The organism is Pontibacter sp. Tf4 (genome assembly GCF_014212495.1).
Taxonomy (GTDB): Bacteria; Bacteroidota; Bacteroidia; order Cytophagales; family Hymenobacteraceae; genus Pontibacter.
This window is the reverse complement of the sequence record NZ_JACKZC010000003.1, coordinates 374143-394110: the sequence shown is the minus strand read 5'-3', so window position 1 is coordinate 394110 and position 19968 is coordinate 374143. Positions and strand designations below refer to the sequence as shown.

The window sequence follows — 19968 nt, the reverse complement described above, 5'->3', positions numbered from 1 at the left end:
GGATTCTGAATCAATTAATTCCTTATTGATACCGGTTCAGAAAAAATCTTACTTATTACTTGCCTGAAATCATAATAATCAGAGAAATCCCTTTAATCACTGGTCCGGAAATCTGTAAACTATAGTTGTAAAACTATAAATAAGCGTAGTGATCATCAGGTAGTTTTGTACACGCAAAATAACCTATGAAAAAATGAGTCTGAATACCAATACCTGGAACCGCCTGAGGTACACCTTGTACTTACCCATCTACGACCTTATCGCCGACCGTATTTTTCGGAAATACAGAAAGCGGTCTGTAGAATTGCTGAAAGCTAAACCCGACGATAGCATTCTGTTACTCGGCGCCGGCACCGGCCTGGACCTGCCTTACCTGCAAGGCTATATCAACCTGACTGCCATTGATATCACACCCGGCATGATCACCAAACTACAGCAGCGTGCTGAAAAGCTAAAGATTCCGGTTGATGCCCGCGTAATGAATGGCCAGCAATTGGAGTTTGAGGATAACAGTTTTGATGCTATAGTTGCCCACCTGATTCTCGCGGTAATACCAGACCCGTTGACCTGCATAAAAGAGGTAGAGCGGGTATTAAAGCCGGGTGGTACGGTTATTGTTTTCGATAAATTTCTGCCGGACGGACAGAGACCAACTATAGTTCGCCGGCTCTTCAACCAGATTGCCAACACCCTGTTCTCCGACATCAACCGCAGCATCGGAGCTATAGTTAGCGACACAAATCTGACGATAGAATTGAACGAACCCGCTGCTTTGAATGGCACGTTCAGGTTGGTCAGGTTAAGGAAATAACCCAACCCCGACCCTCCCCTAAAAACAGGGGAGGGAGAAGCATTGCTTAACATGTATTATGGCGCGAGCGTCCTCGCCCCGCAACGCTTCGGGATCTTTGCGACTTGTGTGGAACTATAGTTGGGCGTCCCGCCCAGTTGGATTACAAATCTAACTTTATAGACAAGTCACGGATCGCAGATCCACGCCAACGAAATTTGCGCAGTTTGGGCAAATAAAAAACCCCCTCCAGTTTTTAGGAGGGGGCATGGGGGAGGTTTTATAGTTACTGATCAAACAATCAGCAATTAGCAATCAACAACCAGCAATTAAATCTTCTCCGCCAGCAGTTCGTCCATGGTCTTGTTGAAATCAGCTACCCAGTCTTCGTAGTATTTGCCGGTGCCGGGGCCCGAGAAGCCGGTGTGTATCTTGCGCACTTTACCATCGCGGCCAATGTAAATGGTGGTCGGGAAGGAGAGCACGTGATTTAGCGCAGGCAGGGCTTTGGCGGCTGCTTCTTTATCGGAAATGCCGGCTACTGCCAGGTCATAGTTCACATTCATGCGGTCCTTCATTTTCTGCAGGCGTGGGGCTGCTTTTTCGAATTCCGGGCTGCGCTCAAATCCTAACCCGATTATCTCCAGGCCGCGGGCCTTGTTCTTGTCGTAGTAAGGCGCCAGGAACTTGGTTTCATCCATACAGTTAGGGCACCACGAGCCAAGCAGCTGCACAATTACTACTTTGCCTTTGTACTTGTCGTCGCTCAGCGAAATGTTTCCGTTGCCGTCTATGTCCGGGAAAGTAAAATCCAGTTTTTCATAGCCCGGCTTTAAGAAGGTGAGTTTGTTGGCGTCGGCCAATGCGGCATTTGCATTACGTTTGGCAGTCCAGGTTTCGGTATAGTTCATGCCCGAGTAGAAGTTGCCTTTCAGCGTGTTCTCATCTTCCGGAGTGGCTGTAAATAAGTAAGCGTGATTACCATCGAAGGTAGAGAGGTTTAGCTTATCGCCATCTACCTGGCCATCCAGATATCTGTAGTCTCCGGTTTCGGTCAGGAAAGTGCCGGTTACTTTGTTGTTGTCCTGCTCAAAAACACCAACTGCTTTGTAGCTATTGCCGGTTGTATCGGTAAACACTACTTCCCATTTGCCATCGTAACTATAGTTTGCAGCAGCCGGGTCAGCCTTAAAGCGGTTGGTGTTGCCATGCTCCGCAGTAAAAGGCACTGAATATGGGTAAGAAAGGTCGTTGCGCACAAAGCGGCCAGCCATTTTACCATCGTCTACTTTCGCAATCAGGTCTGCATCAAATATGTGGAGCCTGATCTTTACAGAATCTCCTACGTTCGTGATCTCGTCTACCAGGATGCGCTCTTCGCCATTCACAAGGTATAAAATAGTGCTGTCGTTGCGGGTTTCGGCTTCCATAATAAACGGAATTTCTACCCCGCCGGCATGTTGCAGGGCAACGCGCCAGGTACCGGTTTTTATCGTTTGGTTGGTAGCCTCCATTTTATTTTGGTTACAGGATGTAAATCCTATAGTTAGCAGCAGGACAAATAACAAAATAAGCCTTGCAGAAGTATTAGAATAGGTACGTTTCATGGGGTAAAATTACGTCATCGGATCTGTAAAAGCCAAACAAGGAACGCCCTGAACTTGTTTATAGTGTAAAGGTTATATTCGTGCAAGCTAATGTTGCTGAATAGCCTGCATATTTCGTACATTTGTGAACTTCAGAAAAGAAGCATTTTATACATTAACAATAGCAAAACTATGGCATTTGATTTAGGAATGATCAAGGCAGTTTATGCCGGTATGGGCGAGCGTATTTCGGCTGCCCGTAATACAGTTGGCAGACCGCTGACTCTGACTGAAAAGATCCTGTATGCACACCTATACGAAGGCAACGCGTCGCAGGCTTATGAGCGCGGAAAATCTTACGTGGATTTCGCTCCGGACAGAGTAGCGATGCAGGATGCCACGGCACAGATGGCCTTGCTTCAGTTCATGCAGGCTGGCAAGCCTACTGTAGCGGTTCCGTCTACAGTACACTGCGATCACCTGATCCAGGCCCGCACAGGCGCAGATTCAGATCTGAGAGACGCTTACTCGGAGAACAAAGAAGTTTACGACTTCCTGGCTTCGGTATCAAACAAGTATGGCATCGGTTTCTGGAAGCCGGGCGCAGGTATCATTCACCAGGTAGTTTTAGAGAACTATGCGTTCCCGGGTGGTATGATGATCGGTACGGACTCACACACACCTAACGCTGGTGGTCTGGGTATGGTAGCGATCGGTGTTGGTGGTGCTGATGCCGTGGACGTAATGGCCGGTATGGCCTGGGAGCTTAAATTCCCGAAAGTAATTGGTGTAAAGCTGACAGGTAAACTGAACGGCTGGACATCTCCGAAAGACGTTATCCTGAAAGTGGCTGGTATCCTTACTGTAAAAGGTGGTACTGGTGCTATCGTGGAGTATTTCGGTGAAGGTGCAGAGGCTATGTCTTGTACTGGTAAAGGTACGATCTGTAACATGGGTGCTGAGATCGGTGCAACTACTTCGGTATTTGCTTACGACAACAGCATGCGTGCGTACTTAAACTCTACAAACCGCGAAGAGATCGTTCAGATGGCTGATGAAGTAGCTGAGCACCTGCGCGCTGATGATGAAGTATACGCTGATCCGGCTTCTTTCTACGATCAACTGATCGAGATTGATCTTTCTACACTGGAGCCACACGTAAACGGACCATTTACGCCGGATGCGGCATGGCCAATTTCTCAATTCGCTGCTGTAGTGAAAGAGCACGGCTGGCCAGCTAAACTGGAAGTAGGTCTGATCGGTTCTTGTACCAACTCATCTTACGAAGACCTTACACGCGCTGCGTCTATTGCAGAGCAGGCGGTATCTAAAAACCTGGTTGCACAGGCAGAGTTCACTATCACGCCGGGTTCTGAAATGGTACGTTACACTACTGCCCGCGATGGTCTTTTAGATACATTTGCCCAGATGGGTGGTGTTGTATTGGCTAACGCCTGCGGTCCGTGCATCGGCCAGTGGGCTCGTCACACCGACGATCCAACCCGTAAGAACTCTATCATCACATCGTTCAACCGTAACTTTGCCAAGCGTAACGATGGTAACCCGAACACACACGCGTTCGTGGCATCGCCAGAGATCGTGACTGCTTTTGCAATTGCCGGCGACCTTACTTTCAACCCGCTTACTGATACCTTAACCAACAAAGATGGCCAGCAGGTAAAACTGGATGAGCCACGCGGTATTGAGTTACCGGTTAATGGATTTGCTGTGGAAGATGCAGGTTATGTAGCGCCAGCAGAAGATGGCAGCACAGTAGAAGTGGTAGTTGATCCGAAGTCTGATCGTCTGCAGTTACTGGAAGGCTTTAAGCCATGGGAAGGAACTGATCTGAAAGGTCTGAAGCTGCTTATTAAAGCACAGGGTAAGTGTACTACCGACCATATCTCGATGGCTGGTCCATGGTTGAAATACCGTGGTCACCTGGACAACATCTCCAACAACATGCTGATCGGTGCGATAAACGCGTTTAACGGTGAAGCTAACAAGGTTTACAACGACATGACCCGTGGTTATGATGCTGTGCCTGCAACTGCCCGTACGTACAAAGCAGCTGGCATCGGTACTGTTGTAGTTGGTGATGAGAACTATGGCGAAGGTTCATCTCGTGAGCATGCTGCCATGGAGCCGCGCTTCCTGGGGGTTCGTGCCGTTATCGTGAAGTCATTCGCGCGTATCCACGAAACCAACCTGAAAAAGCAGGGTATGCTTGCCTTAACGTTCAACAATAAAGCGGACTACGACCTGATCGAGGAGAACGACACTATCGACATCCTGGGTCTAGAAAGCTTTGCGCCGGGTACTCCGTTAAAAGTTGTACTTAACCACAAAGATGGTTCTAAAGATGTGATCCAGGTTAACCATACCTACAACGAAGGACAGATCGAGTGGTTCAAAGCAGGTTCAGCACTTAACCTGATCCGTTTACAGCAAAAGCAGAACGCTAACGCATAAGCTTAGCTGCTGACTATAATACAAAAGGCCCTGCCAATCGGTAGGGCCTTTTTGTTTTGGGCTGTTTTATCTGATAGCAAATCCAGGGTATGTAAAGAAGAAGTCGGCCTTTGCTGTAAACTATCGTTCAGACTATAGTTGCCTGCCTTCCCGGACCAAGTAAGATGCCTGGCTATAGTTTGTGCCTAACGCAGCACCACGATCCGCTTGATAAAGTTGGTGTTCCTGTACGTGAAATGAGCAATGTAAAGGCCATTTGCGAGGTTGCTTACGTCAAACTCAATATCCTTGGTGCCTTCGCTTTTTACAGGCAGCGTAAATTTACGGCCAACCTGATCGGTAAACCAGATAGCAGGAGTTGTACCGGCGCTTGCATCAGCTGCCCAGTTAATGTGAACGGTATTTTTTGCAGGGTTCGGAAATACGTCCGTCATCTGTGCGTATCGCTCTGCTTCATTTTCCGATAGAGGAGCGCGAACTATAAACGTTTTGGAAATACTGTCCTCGAGGCAGCCACTTTCGTCGCGGGTATGTAGTTGAATGGTAACCTTGCCTTGCTCCTGGTACATAAACACCGGATTTTGTTCAAATGAGGTAGCTCCCGGTGCAAATTCCCAGTACCAGCTGGCGCTGTTTGTGCTTTTATCCAGGAACTGAACCGGAGTTTCTGCAAAAATAGTTACCGTCTCCACTTCAAAATCTGCTTCCGGGGCCTGGGGCAAACTAAAGGTAGCCGGCGACACAGCGCTCTCAAACAAAGAATCTGCGTTGGCAGCATAAAGGGTAAGTGGTCCGCTGAAATCTTCTATGGTATAGGCTGCGCCTTCGCCCAGCAAGGTTTGCTTATCGGCATCGGCATAAAATCTATAGTTGGTACCACTGCCTGGCTCCCAGGTAAAGCTGCCTCCCTGGCAAATCGTTTCGTGAATGGCCACAGGTACCGGACCACTCTTGATCTGTACATACTTCTGCTGGGCCGCGTCGGCGTGCTGCTGCAGGGCTTCGAGGTTGTCGCCGGACAGGATGGCAAAGGTTATAGTTTGGGATGCGCCGGGAGCCAGGTTGCCCAGTTTCCCGCCAACCACATGCGATACGTTGTTGCCATTCCCGAAGCCATTTGCTTTCGTGCGTGCTACGCCGTTGGCCATCAGGGCATATTTTTCGGCATTGGTAAAACCATCTTCTACCGCTATGCTTCCGGCTTCTCCTAAGTTATCGATGGCATAATAAACAGGGGCCTGTGGAGTAAGCAGCTTTATACCAGCCAGCGGATAAGCACCCGACAGGTTATAGGCATATCCCAACTTACGGGAATCATCCCAGTCGGCCGCGTTCTGGTAATAAACTCCTATATCCCAGTCGGCAAACAGGGCCGTGGCTACATTTTTAAGCGTATCTGCTGTCACGTTTTTGATGATGAACTCTTGGATGATGTAATCCTGGTCAGCAGCGCTGTTCCAGGCCAGCGAGCGGTGTACCACTTCTACACCCACTGTACTGGTTGAGGGGTAAATGTCCTGGAAAACGCCGCGTACTTCCTGTGTTGCCACCGCCGAGCTATAGTTGATGCGGGCGGGCTTCACAACAGTAAAATCGCCATCGTTCTGCCACTGGGCATTGCGCAGGTTATCCGATACACGCTCCGGTGAAGTCCCGATCATCAGGCCGCCTTCGAACAAAAGCGAGCTGCTGCCCTTGTACTGCATGCCCACACCGCGTGTAAAGTTCAGGCCGTCGTAACCCAGGTTGCCTTTGCTGTTGACCGTAATGCGCAGGTCGTTGGCATCCAGGGTATGAAATTCGGGGTTAACGGTTATTTCAAAGTACTGGAAATCGCGGTAGTCGCCATCGGTAAAGTAAAGCCGGAATGCTATAGTTGTGTTAAGCGGAACATCGGGAGAGATAGTAACCTGGAACGGATCCTGGTGGTTATCGGCAGTAGCCATGGTTGCCATCGAACCGAGGGATAGGTTGGGATTAGCGATCGTGACGTAAGGCGATGCGGAACTAAGGCTTACGTACAGGTTGCTTACCGGGTCCAGGATGTTCTGAAAAGTAGCCAGGAAAGGAACAGTGCTGCCAGCTTGTGCTGACCGGTTGCCGGCCACACCAAAGGTGGTGCAGCGTGCAGCCTTCAGGTTATTTAGCTTTAGTGCTTTTTTTATGTTAAGTCGGCCGGTGCCGATCATACCAAAGTAGGGTTGGTTAGCCGGCTGGCCGGTGGTAGGGTCGGTGGTAACCCGGATGCGCTCCATTACCTGTTGGGCATTCAGCTCGGGGTAGCGGGCGCGTACCAGCGCTGCCGCTCCGGCTACCATGGGTGAGGCAAAAGAGCTGCCCCAGCCGTAGCCATACGAACTGGTACTGGTAGCGGTAGTGGAGTAGATATCGATGCTGGGCGCCATCAGGTCAATGTAGTGGCTCCAGGTATAATCGGTATATTTGTTATCGTTCCGGTCCGAGCCCGCTACCGACAGCACATTGGCATAAGAAGCAGGGTAGTAGTTGGCCTTCCGCTTTACGTTACCACCCGCCGAAACGATCACAACGTCGTTGTCCAGTACGGCATAGTTAATGATGTCCTGCTCGTACTGCGAAAAGCCTTCGCCGCCCCACGACAGGTTGATGATTTTACAGCCTTTTCTTACAGCATAAACTATAGCATCATAGCCGCCGCCAAAAGCTCCATCGGAAGAAGAAGAAAATACCTTGAGCGGCAGAATTTTAGTACTATAGCCAATACCAGCCACACCGGTTGCATTATCTGGCGTGGCTCCGGCCACACCGGCTACCATCATGCCGTGGCTGCCCCAGCGCGGCGCAGATTGTACGTTGTTATCGTTATCGGCAAAGTCCCAGCCGGCAAAGTTGTCGGTGTAGCCATCGTTATCGTTGTCTATGCCATCAATAGGGTCGGCATAGTTGTATTTGATGTTATTCTTCAGGTCCTGGTGGTCTATCCGGAAACCGGTATCAATTACGCCGATCACAACGTTGGTGTCGCCATGTGTTATATCCCAGGCGCCGTAGGCTTTCACCAGCTTCAGGTAATAGGCCGTGGTTTTGGTAGAATCTGCAAAAGGGTCGGAAACAGCATGGAAAGGCTCGCGCAGGTAAACCGGTTCGGCATAGGCAACCTGGCCGGTAGCAAGCAGGGCGCGCTGCACCTGTTCAAAGCTGAGTTCCGAACTATAGGTAGCCTGGTAAATGCGGGTAATGTCGGTTTCGGAAGCGCGGCGGGCCGTAGTAGTGCTGGCGGCTGCCTGCGGAAACTTCTGGTGAACATTGCTGGCTCCGATCTGTTTCAAAGCCTGTGGCAAGTCATTAGCTGCAGCCCGGGCCGCGGTCCGGTCGGTTTTAAGCTTGTAAACAACAGTAAGAGGTTTGGTTTTAGCCTCATGAGTAGTCGGCTGCTGTGCCAGGGCAGGCACTGCAAGTAAAAGCAGGCAGGCAACTATAAGCCGCCAGAAACGGCCATTAACCAGAATAAGAGTAGACATCTATATCAAACGTTTTAAAGCTAAAGTTTACAAAGTCCGGCAACTCAGATGAAGCGGGAGCGAAGTAGTAAAATCACCATGTTAAATATAAGGCGATTTATCCAACAACAATCTAACCTTTTCTTTTTTTTACGTAACTTACCACACCCCGAACAAGACAGACCTAAAAAATTAAGTATAACTGAAAACTATGGCGACTAATTTAGCAGACAAACACAAACATACACTTGATACGGCGGTACGTGCCCTGCACGAGCGCACCTTTTTTGCCCATTACCCTGAGAATCCGATGCCGGATATTTACGGAGAAACTGCCGACAAGGAAGGCCGTGAAAACTATACAAAGCACCTGAATAATAAGTTCGGAGAACTGCTGCAGGAAAACCCGGAAAGCTGGGCAGGGCAGGAGGAATCTCCGTACGAGCAGCAGTCGCTGGGCATAAAATATCCTTACTTCGCACCTGAAACCCTGATCACAAGGGCGGAGGAAGCTTTTCACCAGTGGCGTAAAGTAGCACCGGCAGACCGCGCAGCACTGCTGATGGAGACGCTGGAGCGCATGAAGAGCCGCTTTTTCGAGATCGCTTATGCTACCATGCACACCACCGGGCAGGCCTATATGATGTCGTTCCAGGCATCGGGGCCACATGCTGCTGACCGTGCGCTAGAGGCTATTGCTGCCGGTTACGAGGAGCAGACCCGTTTCCCGGAAAGCACTGCCTGGGAAAAGCCGATGGGCAAGTATAACCTGAAACTGAACAAGACCTGGAAAGCCGTACCGAAAGGCGTAGCCCTGGTTATTGGCTGCTCTACCTTCCCTACCTGGAACACCGTGCCAGGCATGTACGCGAGCCTTGTTACCGGCAACCCGGTTATCGTGAAGCCTCACCCGAAAGCGGTATTGCCAATAGCTATAGTTGTAGCTGAAGTGCAGAAGGTGCTGGCAGAAAACGGCCTGAACCCGAACATCTGCCAACTGGCTGTAGATGCCGACGACAGGCTGATCGCGAAAGACCTGGCCGAAGATCCGAAGGTAAAACTGATCGACTATACCGGCGGCACCGAGTTCGGTAACTATATCGAGAGCCTGAAAGGCAAAACTGTATTTACGGAGAAAGCCGGCGTTAACTCCATTATCCTTGATTCCGTGGATGACCTGGACAAAGTAGCGCAGAACCTGGCCTTCTCTATCAGCTTATATTCCGGCCAGATGTGTACTGCTCCGCAGAACTTCTTTATCCCGGAAAAAGGCATAAAAGTAGGTGGCGAGACCGTGCCTTACGACGAAGTGGTGCAGAAACTGGCCGATGCCGTAAGTGGCCTGGTAAACAACCCGAAAGCAGGACCACATATTTTAGGCGCTATCCAGAACCCGGCAACAGCTACACGCGTGCAGGAAGCTGACAGCATTGGTGGCAAAGCCATTCTTTCAACCTGCGATTTCAGTAACCCGATGTTTGCCAATGCCCGTACCTGCACACCAGTTATTTATGAAGTGGAAGCAGCCAACAAGGAAGCTTACAGCCGCGAACTGTTCGGCCCGATCATGCTGGTGATCAAAACCAAAGATACCGACGAGAGCATTGCTATTGCCAGCGACATGGCCCGTGAGCACGGCGCTATTTCCTGCGGTGCCTACACCACTGACCCAGTTGTGAAGGATAAGATAATGGACGAAATGGCCCTGGCCGGAACACCGGTAAGCTTTAACCTGACGGGAGGTATCTATGTAAACCAGAATGCCAGCTTCTCCGATTTCCACGTAACCGGTGGCAATCCGGCGGGTAATGCCTCTTTCACAAATCCTGAGTTTGTGATTAAGCGCTTTACCTGGGTTGGCTTCCGCGAGCCTGCGGTTGGTTAATAAACTATAGTTCTATTATGTAAAAACCCCGGTTGCCTGAGCAGGCAGCCGGGGTTTTTCTATTTAAACAGGTTCTCTATGTCGTTTTTCAGCTTGTCCAGCCCGGTGCGCAGGTTCTGCCACTTGTCCTGGTTATCTTCCTTGTCTTCCAGTTTCTGGGCTATCAGTTCACGCTTTTTCTCGAGGGCTGCGATGTGTTCGTGGTAAGTGTGGCTGGAGTCGGCAGTGGTGGCGTTTACTTTAGCGCGCAACACTTTTATTTTGCTGTCCAGCTCGTTCAGGCTTTTCTGTATCTCTTCGCGGGTGAGATGGTCGGGCGCTCGCATGTGCTCCGGTTTCAGGTTATAGGTATCCATACGTTGCTGTTTTCAGGTTAATGTATACATCCTACATACTTGCCTGCGCCCTAAAAGGATATAACTATAGCCCGTCTACGGGTGTTTTAACCCATGTTTAAACTCTATTTAGAAAAAATCTAAATAAATATTTGCACTTAGTAAATAGCTCCTTACTTTTGCTTCTTCTTAGAATTAATCTAAATAAAAACATGTCCCGACATCTATATACTGTATTGATCTTATTTTTTGCAGCCCATTTTGCCCTGGCACAAAGCACAGGTCGAATTGAAGGGCGCATCGTATCAGAACGAAATGAGCCGCTGATCGGCATAACCGTTGCCTTGCAGGGCACCTCCACGGGCACCAGCACCGACGAAGAAGGAAAATATGCCCTGAAGAACATTACTCCGGGCAACTATACGCTGGTGGCTTCGGGTATTGGTTACGCTACGGTAAAGCATGAGGTGGAGGTAACCGCCGGTACTACTAAAACGGTTTACCTGTTACTGCCTTCGTCGGCAACTGCCCTGGCCGAAATTACAGTTACTGCCAGCAAAAGCGGAGAGTTTGTGCAGCCCATTGGCTCTACAGCCACTAAAATGGAAGCGCCTTTAAAATCGGTGCCACAGTCGGTACAGATCATTTCGCGCCGTGCCATGGACCAGATGCAGGTAGTGCGACTGGATGATGCTATGCGTAATGTGAGCGGCGTAACGATGGAAACAGGTTTTGGCGGCCGTACCGATATTTTCCAGATCCGCGGCTTCAGGACAAGCACCGAAAGTATCTTCAAGAACGGCTTCCGGAACAGCGTACGTACTTTCCGCGAGACTGCCAACATCCAGCAGATAGAAGTAATGAAAGGCCCGGCCTCTGTACTATATGGTGTCAGCGACCCGGGCGGGATGGTAAATATTACCACCAAAAAACCAACAGCCTTTACGTTTTACGATTTCCAGCTTACTGCCAACAGCTTCGGACAGTTCCGTCCGGCCATCGACTTCGGTGGTGCCCTGAACGATGACAAATCGCTGAAGTACAGGTTAAATGCTGTGTTCGAAAAAGGCGATACCTACCGCGATTTTGTATCAACCAAGCGCTTTTTTGTTGCTCCCGCCTTTACCTACGATTTCTCTGAAAGAACATCCCTGACAGTAGAAGGAGAGTACCTGGACCACAACCAGGCATCGGACAGAGGTATAGTTGCTTTTAACGGCGTGATAGCCGATGTACCGGCAAACCGCTCGATCGGGGAGCCGGATAATAAAGGAAAGCACCAGAACCGACTGGCACAATATAACCTGCAGCATCGTTTCAACGATATTTTCAGCCTGCGCCACGCTTCCAGTTTCACGTATTCTTCCGAAGAAAGAACAGTAGTAGAATCGCAGGGCACGCTGAAGGTGAAAGATGCTAACGGAAACAGAGTGGATGCCAATGGCAAAGTGATCCGTCGCCTGCAGGACCAGTACAACTTTGAGCGCAACTTTGCTACTCAGAACGAACTATACGCCACATTTAATACCGGCGCAGCGTTGGAGCATAAAATAGTGGTAGGTGTGGAGCTGGCAAAATCAATGTACGATATCTGGTACAAGCGCGGCACTTACGATACTCTTGATATTTTTAACCCGCAGTACAGCCGTCTGCCAAAGCCTCTGAACACTATAAAACTGGCAGATGATTACCGCGATAACACCACCCTCACCGGCTTTTATGTACAGGATTTCCTGTCGGTTAGTCAAAAACTGAAACTGTTGCTGGGCGCCCGCTACGATATATGGGAACAGGAGACAGAGAACTTTAAGGATGTTAAGACTACATCGCAACGCAATACTGCTTTTAACCCGCGTGTGGGCGTATTGTACGAGGTGGTAGGCCCGTTATCGGTTTACGGTAACTGGTCAAAAGGCTTTCAGCCGGAAGTTGGCAGATCTGCTGTCGGCCTTAGCGCTGATGGAGCTACTGTTGTAACCGAGTCGTTAAAACCTGTAACTTCTGACCTGATAGAAGCAGGAATTAAAGCCGGTCTGGTAAATGACAAGATCAATATTAAAGCCGCTTACTTTAACATTACACGCCAGAACGTACCGCTGGAAGACCTGCGTGCTAAAGATGACCCGCGCTATGCCGGACTGGTAACGCAGGTAGGCGAGGTGCGCAGCGAAGGTTTTGAAGCCGACGTGACCGGTGAAATCGCTGCGGGTCTGAACCTGATCGCTACCTATAGTTATACCGATGCCCGCACCACAAAGGACATTGTAAGACCGGATAATGCCACATTGGTAGGTACGGCTTTCAGGGGAGTGAGCAAGCACAGCGGCAGCCTCTGGACAACCTACGAGCTGCAGAGTGGCACCTTGCGCGGGTTGGGCTTTGGTGGTGGTTTCACCAGTTTCGGCGACCGCCCGGTTGATGCGACCGATAGTTTTCGACTGCCAGGTTATACCCGGATTGATGCCACCGTGTACTACGACAACCATAAGTACCATGCCGCCATTAACGTGAAAAACCTGACAGATGTGAAGTCCTACGACGGATCGCAGTCTGCTACAGCTATTATGCCGGGTGCACCAATTAATGTGCAGGGTACCATTGGAGTGCGTTTTTAAAGATAAAAAACTATAGTTTTGCTATAACCGGCGGCGCTGCTCAGGCTGTGCCGCTGGTTTGTTTTACCCCATATGAGAAAACTGATCCTGCAACTGCACCTTTGGGTAGGCCTTACCGCCGGCGCTGTATTGTCGGTGGTAGGTGTAACGGGCTCGGTTTACGTGTTTCAGCCGGAACTTACCCGCCTGCTGTACGCTGACCTGTACCAGAACGCTAACCCCGGTGCCCGGCCTGTGCCTGCCAATGCTATAGTTACCAGAGCAGAAGCGCAGTTCGGAGGCAATGTAACCACCGTTTATTTTCCGTTGCGGGAGCTGGATAACTATATCCTGAAGGTAGAAGGCAAGAAGGAGTTTGTTTTTTACGATGGCGTCACCGGCAACTACCTCGGGGAGATGAGCAAAAGGAGAGGCATACTGGACGATGTACTGGAAGTGCACCGGCAACTGACGGTAGGAGAGATCGGTTCGGTAATTACGGGTATCAGTTCGTTGTTTCTGGTACTGGTACTTATCTCGTCGGGTTTGTACCTGTGGCTGCCGTATAAAAGAAAGCAGCTGAGAGATGGCTTCCGCCTGAAGCGCGATGTCAGTTTTAAGCGCCGCAATTACGATATTCATAAGGTTTTCGGTTTTTACTTCAGCCTTCCGCTGGTGCTGGTGAGCTTAACAGGTGTATATTTTGCTTTTTCGGAAGAGGTGCAAACTGTTGTGGACTATGTTACTCGTGCCGAAGAGCCGACTCCGGACCCGACGAAGTTAAAATCAACATACCGCCCGGACCTGCCGCAGCTAACTATAGCCCAGACCCTGGACATGATGGAGCAGATGTACCCGGCATATCATAAGCGCAACCTGATCATGCCGAAGGATAGTGCGGACAGGGTTTATTTTTCGGTGGTGAATACAGCTGAAATTGATGCCGGCCCGGAATACAGACCGCAGGTGTACATCGATCAGTATACAGGTAACATTCTTTATGCTTATGAGCCGCATACCGCCCCGGCAGGCCGGCAGCTGACCCGCAACTGGTTTGTTCCGATCCATTTTGGTGAAATCGGCGGTTGGTTTACCCGCATACTCTGGTTCCTGACCGGCCTGATGCCTGCCGTACTATGGATAAGCGGTATCATTATCTGGCGGAACCGGAAAAGAGGGAAGAAAGTGAAAAGTCCCCGTTCTCAGGCTGTTACTTTAAAGTAGATATAAAAAAGCTCTTCCGGCAACTATACCGGAAGAGCTTTTTGTTTTGTCGGAGTGGCGGGATTCGAACCCACGACCTCCAGCACCCCATGCTGGCGCGATACCAGGCTACGCTACACCCCGAATGCAACAGCAAAATATAGCGGTTGATTTAAAAATACAAGGCCTACGGTTACAAACTATAAACTATAGTTGCCAACTATAGTTATCCTGAAAAATACTTAAAAAGGATGTTCATCCGGCTCACCGCTAACCTCCTGTAAAATAAGACGGGCTTCTTCGGTGTCGAAGGGTTTATGGATAAGCCTGGTTACAAGTTTATAATCCCGGGCGCGTACCGTATCAGCCAGGTCCAGCGACGAGGTGAGGATATAGATGTGGCAGGAATCCTTAAAATACTGGCTGTAAGGTCTCAAGGCATCCAGGAACTCCCAGCCGTTGATAGATGGCATGTTCAGGTCCAGGAAAATAATATCGGGTATGTTCTGGGGTACATCCTGCAGCAGCAGGTTCAGCGCCTCTTCCGCCGATTCAAAAGCATGTATTTCGCTTGCAAAGTTCTCTTCTGCCAGCACCTGTTCCGTCAGGAAATTGCTGATCTGGTCGTCGTCGATAAGGAATACCTTCATGCGTTATCAGGGTAAGTAGATCATGAAATTTGTACCAACATCTACCTGGCTTTCCACTTCTATAGTTCCGCCAAGGGCTTCAACACTTGTTTTTACCAGGAAAAGACCGAGGCCTCTGCCTTTGGTATGGATATGAAACCGCTTGTATAGTCCGAAAACGTTGTCGCCGGCTTTCTCCGTATCAAACCCCATCCCGTTATCAGAAAACTGAATGACGGTACCTCCGCCGGTTGCCACAAAGGCAGAAACCTTTACCAGCAACAGTCGCTCCTGCGAGCGGTACTTAATGGCATTGGAAAGCAGATCATGGAAAATACTGTAAAGGTACGCCTTGTTGGTATAAAGCGTCAGGTCGTTATCTACATCCAGCTGCACTTCACCACCACACTTTACCAACGGCTCCTGCAAGTGGGCGTAAACCTGCCCGAAAACATCGGTAAATTTTACTTCCTCTTTTTCCAGCACATCTTTGCGGCTACGCACCGACAGAATGGTATTCACATCTTTCAGCACGGTATCCATCTGCAGCACACTTTTCTTCAGGTGAGACAGGGTGGCATCAAACGCCTCAGAGGTTCTGTCGGCTTTGGTGAGCAGGTGGGCAAGGCCAAGGGCATTGGCTACCGGCGCGCGCAGGTTATGCGACACGATGTAGGTAAATTGCTGCAGGTCCTTGTTGTGCTGGTACAGGTCGCGAGTCATCTTTAGTTGTTTCTCCTCGGCCTCTTTACGGTACGTGATGTCGCGTTGTATGGAAATGTATTTGGTGAGACAGCCCTGCTCGTCAAAGAAAGGCGTAATATCCATCGATACCCAGAACTTTTCGCCGGATTTTTTATAGTTGAGAAGCTCTGCTGTAAAAGGAACGCCTTTTTTAAGATTCTGGCTGATCTTACGGATGGTAGCCTTGTTGGTGTCCGGTCCGCTGAGCAGCGCGCCGGGGTTTTTGCCAAGCATTTCAGCAAGCGTGTAGCCTGTATTGCGTGTAAAGCCTTCGTTTACCCATTCGGTACGTCCTTCGGCATCGGTAATAACTACGCTGTTGTCAATGCCTTTTGCTACCAGCGATAGTTTCTCCAGTTCCTTCGCCGACTTAACCCTTTCTGTAATATCTGTCTGGATGGTAATGAATTGCTGTATCTTCCCCTGTTCGTCCAAGATCGGGTTTATCTGCACCGAGAGCCATAGTTCCTCGCCGTTCTTTTTATAGTTCAGCAGCTCTAAAGATACCGGTTTGCCATACTTCATTTTGCTGACAGCTTCCTTGTAAGCTTTCGCGCCGGCTTCATCGGCCTGCAGCAGTTCGGGTCGCCTTTTCCCGACGGCTTCTGCCAGGGTGTAGCCCGTCATGCGGGTAAATCCTTCGTTCACCCATTCAATTCTGCGCTTTTTATCGGCAATGATAACCCCATTGGTCGTGTGGCTGGCAACCAGCGAGAGCTTCCTGAGTTCCTGCTGCGTTTTCATCTGCCCGGTAATATCGGTATAGTATACCGACAGACCTTCTGCAGATGGGTAGATACTGAACCGGTACGTTACCCCGGAGTCAAAGCTTTCCTCAAATTGGGCTGCCTCGCCGCTTGCAAATGCCTCTGCCGCTTTTTCATAAAACAGGCTGCTTTTGACCTTCGGGTAAATCTCCCAGATGCTCTTACCAAGCAGCTCTGATTTGGAGTAACCTTCCTGCTGCAGAAAAACGGAGTTAGCATACGTAAAACGCCATTCATGGTCCAGGGCAAAAAAGGCATCGGTGATGCTGTTGAGGATCGTATTCAGTTTACCAGCCTGGCGTTCTATCGTTTCAAAAGAACGCACTATAGGCGTAATGTCTTTAGCTATAGTTTGTATGCCCGCCACCTGTCCGGCTACTGTAACCGGAAACTTGATGGTATCAAATACGCAGCGTTTTTTGTCGGACCGAAGTTCCAGGTCAAACCTCAGGGTACTGCCCCGCAGCGCTTCCAGAAACGACTGTTTGTTTACAGCGGCCATATCAGCTGGCAGGAAGTCAGCGGCCGGCTTACCGATCGCTTCTGAAACAGGAAGGTCAAATGCTTTACTGAAGGCTTCGTTAGCTTCTGTTATATTGCTATCGCGGTCTTCAAAAAAGATCACATCGGGGTTGTTATAGAACAGGGCGCGGTATTTCTGCTCGTTCTCTTCCAGTTGGCGGTGCGATAGGCCGCTTTCAGATAAATGGCGAAGGGTTAATGTAAAGCCTTTACCTGCACTATCCTGTACTTGTCTGTTGATGGTTACTTCCAGGCGACGCCATGTACCATCAACCGCCCTTAGCCTGAGAGCTACAGGCTTCGGTATTTCTTCCTGACTCAGTTTCTGCCAGATATGGGATAGTGTGGGTGCATCTTCGGAGTGCAGCAGGTACCGGATATTGGTGCCCGTAAGTTGTTCCGGGACATACCCCAGTATGTTGGTTATGGATCCGGCTATATGTGTTAAATTTCCTGCTTCATCGAGCAAGGCTACTACATCGGACCCGTGTGCTGCTAATGCCTTATGTACTTCGTAAGTTGTGATTATCGGGGAGGCTTCCGGGTTGGTACGGGCAATGCAAAGCATCATATCCTCCTCGTTAGACCAGGCTGCCGACCAGACCATAGAAGATAGTTTGCCGCAACGGCGTACATAATGATTCACGAAGCCCTGGATTTTATGCCCATACATTATTTTACGGGCGATCTGTATGGTGCTTTCCCTGTCTTCCGGGGCTACAAACTTCAGGTAGGGCTGTCCTTCCATTTCGGCGCTTTCATATCCCAGCACTGCTTTACTGGCTTCATTTACTTTTATAAAACGGCCTTGCCTGTCTATACAGCAGATCAGGTCGGGTGAGTAGTCCAGGAGCCGTTCTGTAATGTGTATGTTGCCTGTGTTTTTCATAGTGAACCGGAGTATAAACACCTGCAGCCGCACCATATCTGCGTATGCTGGGTGTTAGTGGTTAAGCCTCGTGTACCTTAATGCATGACTGAAATAAAATAGTTAACGGCCCTTATATCTTTTATGAAAATTCCGGTGCCCCACAGAAAGGCAGGAGCGGGCCGGATCAATAATATTAGGCTAAACGTATATACAGGATGCAGGTATATGGTTATTCTGGCGATCTGTATAACTATGTAAATATATTTCAGGTATCAGTTAGTTTTGTGCAGCATTTAACTGATTTCACCCGCTGCCGGCATCCTGCCGTCAGCCAGAACCAATTATATCTCCTACCATTCTCAGATCATTTAACAGGTCTTGTCAGAACTTAACTATAGTAATTGCATGTAAATGTTACTTACCGGTTAGGGCGATAAAATATCGGGTTTTAAAAATTCAGATAATATAAATTAAAAACAAATTATACCCTTAGTTTACCTGTATATGACAATATTGTATCGGGCATAGTACAAAATATGGGTTGTTGATTTTCCTGAAATCAAAAAAAGGATGCAGGTTTAAATGTTTATAGTTAAGCGAAGTGGCTGGAAAGGGGACAGTAACTATAGAGTTGAGGCGGTTTTTTAAAAAGCAAAAGCCTTACATTGCTGCAAGGCTTTAAACTATAGTTGTGCACCCGAGAGGATTCGAACCCCTAACCCTCGGAGCCGAAATCCGATATTCTATCCAGTTGAACTACGGGTGCAGGACGTGTGCAAAAATAGAAACAAAGCCGATAAAAGGAAACAATCCCTTTAAAAATGTATAAGATAGTTTACAGCTATAGTTGCTGGCGGCCCTTATACTTTTGAAAAGCAAAACATTAGCTCCCGAGATCAGGTTAATTATAATCTGTAAAAGAACTATAAACCCATTTTAAAAGCTATGGAAAAACTATATACGGCAGAAGTAACTGCCACAGGTGGTCGCCGGGGCCATGTTTCGTCGTCGGATGGTGTGCTGGACATGCCGCTGTCGTTACCGGAAGGGCTGGGCGGTGAGAAAGGAAAAACCAACCCCGAACAGCTTTTTGCTGCCGGCTACGCGGCCTGTTTCCAGAGTGCTCTGCTGGTAGTGGCCGGCAAACACCACGAACGGCTCGACCCTGCCTCTACCGTAAAAGCACACGTAGACCTGCTGAAGGACGAAGATGGCAGATATGGTTTAGGCGTAAAACTGGAAGTAGACCTGAAAGGATTGGATAAGGAAAAAGCCCGCCAGATGGTGGAAGAAGCCCATCAGATTTGCCCGTACTCTATAGGCGTGCAGGGGAATGTGGAAGTACACCTGGACGTTGTGTAACTCAGTAAGTTCAGAATTATAAAGCAAGCGGGAGTTGCCTTTGGTAGCTCCCTTTTTTTGTGCTTGGGCAATTCCGGAATTTTATTATTTTTACCTGTTTTATTCAGATACAAAGGGTGCCGGCAGGTACGTTTTAAACTTTAAAAGCTAAGGCAGATGCAAGCGAAAAGATGGAGTTGGCTGTTAACTATAGCTACAGTTATAGTTTGTGCAGGATTTACGGTGCGGCAGCCGGCTACACAGCTATACCGTATTGCTGAAGGCCGTATTCATTTTAAGTCGGATGCTCCGCTCGAGCTCATTGAAGCCAGCTCCACCAAGCTGAAAGGCCTGATCCGCACCGAAGACCAGACCTTTGCCTTTTCGGTGGCTAACGAGTCGTTTGAAGGATTTAACAGCGCCCTGCAACGCGAGCACTTCAACGAAAATTACATGGAGAGTGCCCGTTACCCCAACTGCACTTTCTCCGGTAAGATCATAGAGCCCATCGATTTCACGAAAGATGGCAGCTATAGTGTACGGGCTAAAGGGAAGCTGTCTGTGCATGGCGTGGAGGTAGAGCGCATCATAAAAGCAAACCTGGCCATAAAAGGCGGGCAAATACGCGTGGAGAGCAGTTTTATAGTTCCGCTGCAGGAGCATAACATCACCATCCCAAAAGTAGTGTACCAGAAAATTGCCGAAGAGATACTGGTGGAGATGTCGGCAACACTTACGCCCCAGAAATAA

Annotated in this window: 12 protein-coding genes and 2 tRNA genes; 7 read left to right on the top strand and 7 right to left on the bottom strand. The window is 49.2% G+C overall.

What is annotated here, in order from left to right:
- The first annotated feature begins 193 nt into the window (after positions 1-193).
- Positions 194-811, top strand: a complete 618-nt coding sequence (locus tag H7F15_RS07180; protein WP_185196274.1) for a class I SAM-dependent methyltransferase — start codon at positions 194-196, stop codon at positions 809-811.
- A gap of 308 nt (positions 812-1119) precedes the next feature.
- On the opposite strand, the gene H7F15_RS07175 is transcribed toward H7F15_RS07180, so the two are convergent.
- Positions 1120-2397, bottom strand: a complete 1278-nt coding sequence (locus tag H7F15_RS07175) for a peroxiredoxin (RefSeq protein ID WP_255481130.1) — start codon at positions 2395-2397, stop codon at positions 1120-1122.
- 171 nt (positions 2398-2568) lie between these two features.
- On the opposite strand from H7F15_RS07175, the gene H7F15_RS07170 reads away from it, so the two are divergent.
- Positions 2569-4848, top strand: coding sequence for an aconitate hydratase (locus tag H7F15_RS07170; RefSeq protein ID WP_185196273.1), 2280 nt, complete (start codon positions 2569-2571; stop codon positions 4846-4848).
- Positions 4849-5033: 185 nt separating this feature from the next.
- On the opposite strand, the gene H7F15_RS07165 is transcribed toward H7F15_RS07170, so the two are convergent.
- Positions 5034-8348 carry a S8 family serine peptidase gene (locus H7F15_RS07165; RefSeq protein WP_185196272.1) on the bottom strand — a complete coding sequence of 1105 codons (3315 nt, stop codon included), beginning with the start codon at positions 8346-8348 and terminating at the stop codon, positions 5034-5036.
- Between the two features lie 190 nt (positions 8349-8538).
- Here H7F15_RS07165 and paaN point away from each other — a divergent pair, with 190 nt between their 5' ends.
- Positions 8539-10212 carry a phenylacetic acid degradation protein PaaN gene (gene paaN, locus H7F15_RS07160; RefSeq protein ID WP_185196271.1) on the top strand — a complete coding sequence of 558 codons (1674 nt, stop codon included), beginning with the start codon at positions 8539-8541 and terminating at the stop codon, positions 10210-10212.
- Positions 10213-10271: 59 nt separating this feature from the next.
- Here paaN and H7F15_RS07155 read toward each other — a convergent pair whose 3' ends face one another.
- The gene (locus H7F15_RS07155; protein ID WP_185196270.1) at positions 10272-10568 is read right to left on the bottom strand and encodes a hypothetical protein; all 297 of its coding nucleotides are present in this window, start codon (positions 10566-10568) and stop codon (positions 10272-10274) included.
- 191 nt (positions 10569-10759) lie between these two features.
- On the opposite strand from H7F15_RS07155, the gene H7F15_RS07150 reads away from it, so the two are divergent.
- Both H7F15_RS07150 and H7F15_RS07145 read left to right on the top strand, forming a co-directional pair.
- Positions 10760-13162: a TonB-dependent receptor gene (locus tag H7F15_RS07150; RefSeq protein ID WP_185196269.1), complete on the top strand. Its 2403-nt coding sequence runs from the start codon at positions 10760-10762 to the stop codon at positions 13160-13162.
- A gap of 72 nt (positions 13163-13234) precedes the next feature.
- A complete protein-coding gene (locus tag H7F15_RS07145) occupies positions 13235-14365 on the top strand; it encodes a PepSY domain-containing protein (RefSeq protein WP_185196268.1) in 1131 nt (376 codons plus the stop codon).
- A gap of 49 nt (positions 14366-14414) precedes the next feature.
- Here the strand turns inward: H7F15_RS07145 and H7F15_RS07140 are convergent.
- The 4 genes from H7F15_RS07140 to H7F15_RS07125 form a co-directional block, all read right to left on the bottom strand.
- Positions 14415-14488, bottom strand: a tRNA-Pro gene (locus H7F15_RS07140).
- A gap of 98 nt (positions 14489-14586) precedes the next feature.
- Positions 14587-14994 (bottom strand): two-component system response regulator, encoded by a 408-nt coding sequence (locus tag H7F15_RS07135; protein WP_185196267.1) that lies wholly within the window; start codon positions 14992-14994, stop codon positions 14587-14589.
- A 6-nt stretch (positions 14995-15000) separates the two neighbouring features.
- Entirely contained in the window at positions 15001-17895 is a 2895-nt protein-coding gene (locus H7F15_RS07130) for a PAS domain S-box protein (RefSeq protein ID WP_185196266.1), read from the bottom strand.
- Between the two features lie 674 nt (positions 17896-18569).
- Positions 18570-18643: transfer RNA gene (locus H7F15_RS07125), tRNA-Arg, on the bottom strand.
- A gap of 179 nt (positions 18644-18822) precedes the next feature.
- Between H7F15_RS07125 and H7F15_RS07120 the strand changes: the two genes are divergently transcribed.
- Positions 18823-19239 (top strand): organic hydroperoxide resistance protein, encoded by a 417-nt coding sequence (locus H7F15_RS07120; protein ID WP_185196265.1) that lies wholly within the window; start codon positions 18823-18825, stop codon positions 19237-19239.
- A gap of 156 nt (positions 19240-19395) precedes the next feature.
- A complete protein-coding gene (locus H7F15_RS07115) occupies positions 19396-19968 on the top strand; it encodes a YceI family protein (RefSeq protein ID WP_185196264.1) in 573 nt (190 codons plus the stop codon).

Coding starts and splice junctions, on each gene's coding strand:
- H7F15_RS07135 (WP_185196267.1), bottom strand. CDS start 14,994: ATGAAGGTATTCCTTATCGACGACGACCAGATCAGCAATTTCCTGACG.
- paaN (WP_185196271.1), top strand. CDS start 8,539: ATGGCGACTAATTTAGCAGACAAACACAAACATACACTTGATACGGCG.
- H7F15_RS07115 (WP_185196264.1), top strand. CDS start 19,396: ATGCAAGCGAAAAGATGGAGTTGGCTGTTAACTATAGCTACAGTTATA.
- H7F15_RS07145 (WP_185196268.1), top strand. CDS start 13,235: ATGAGAAAACTGATCCTGCAACTGCACCTTTGGGTAGGCCTTACCGCC.
- H7F15_RS07130 (WP_185196266.1), bottom strand. CDS start 17,895: ATGAAAAACACAGGCAACATACACATTACAGAACGGCTCCTGGACTAC.
- H7F15_RS07150 (WP_185196269.1), top strand. CDS start 10,760: ATGTCCCGACATCTATATACTGTATTGATCTTATTTTTTGCAGCCCAT.
- H7F15_RS07165 (WP_185196272.1), bottom strand. CDS start 8,348: ATGTCTACTCTTATTCTGGTTAATGGCCGTTTCTGGCGGCTTATAGTT.
- H7F15_RS07170 (WP_185196273.1), top strand. CDS start 2,569: ATGGCATTTGATTTAGGAATGATCAAGGCAGTTTATGCCGGTATGGGC.
- H7F15_RS07180 (WP_185196274.1), top strand. CDS start 194: ATGAGTCTGAATACCAATACCTGGAACCGCCTGAGGTACACCTTGTAC.
- H7F15_RS07155 (WP_185196270.1), bottom strand. CDS start 10,568: ATGGATACCTATAACCTGAAACCGGAGCACATGCGAGCGCCCGACCAT.
- H7F15_RS07120 (WP_185196265.1), top strand. CDS start 18,823: ATGGAAAAACTATATACGGCAGAAGTAACTGCCACAGGTGGTCGCCGG.
- H7F15_RS07175 (WP_255481130.1), bottom strand. CDS start 2,397: ATGAAACGTACCTATTCTAATACTTCTGCAAGGCTTATTTTGTTATTT.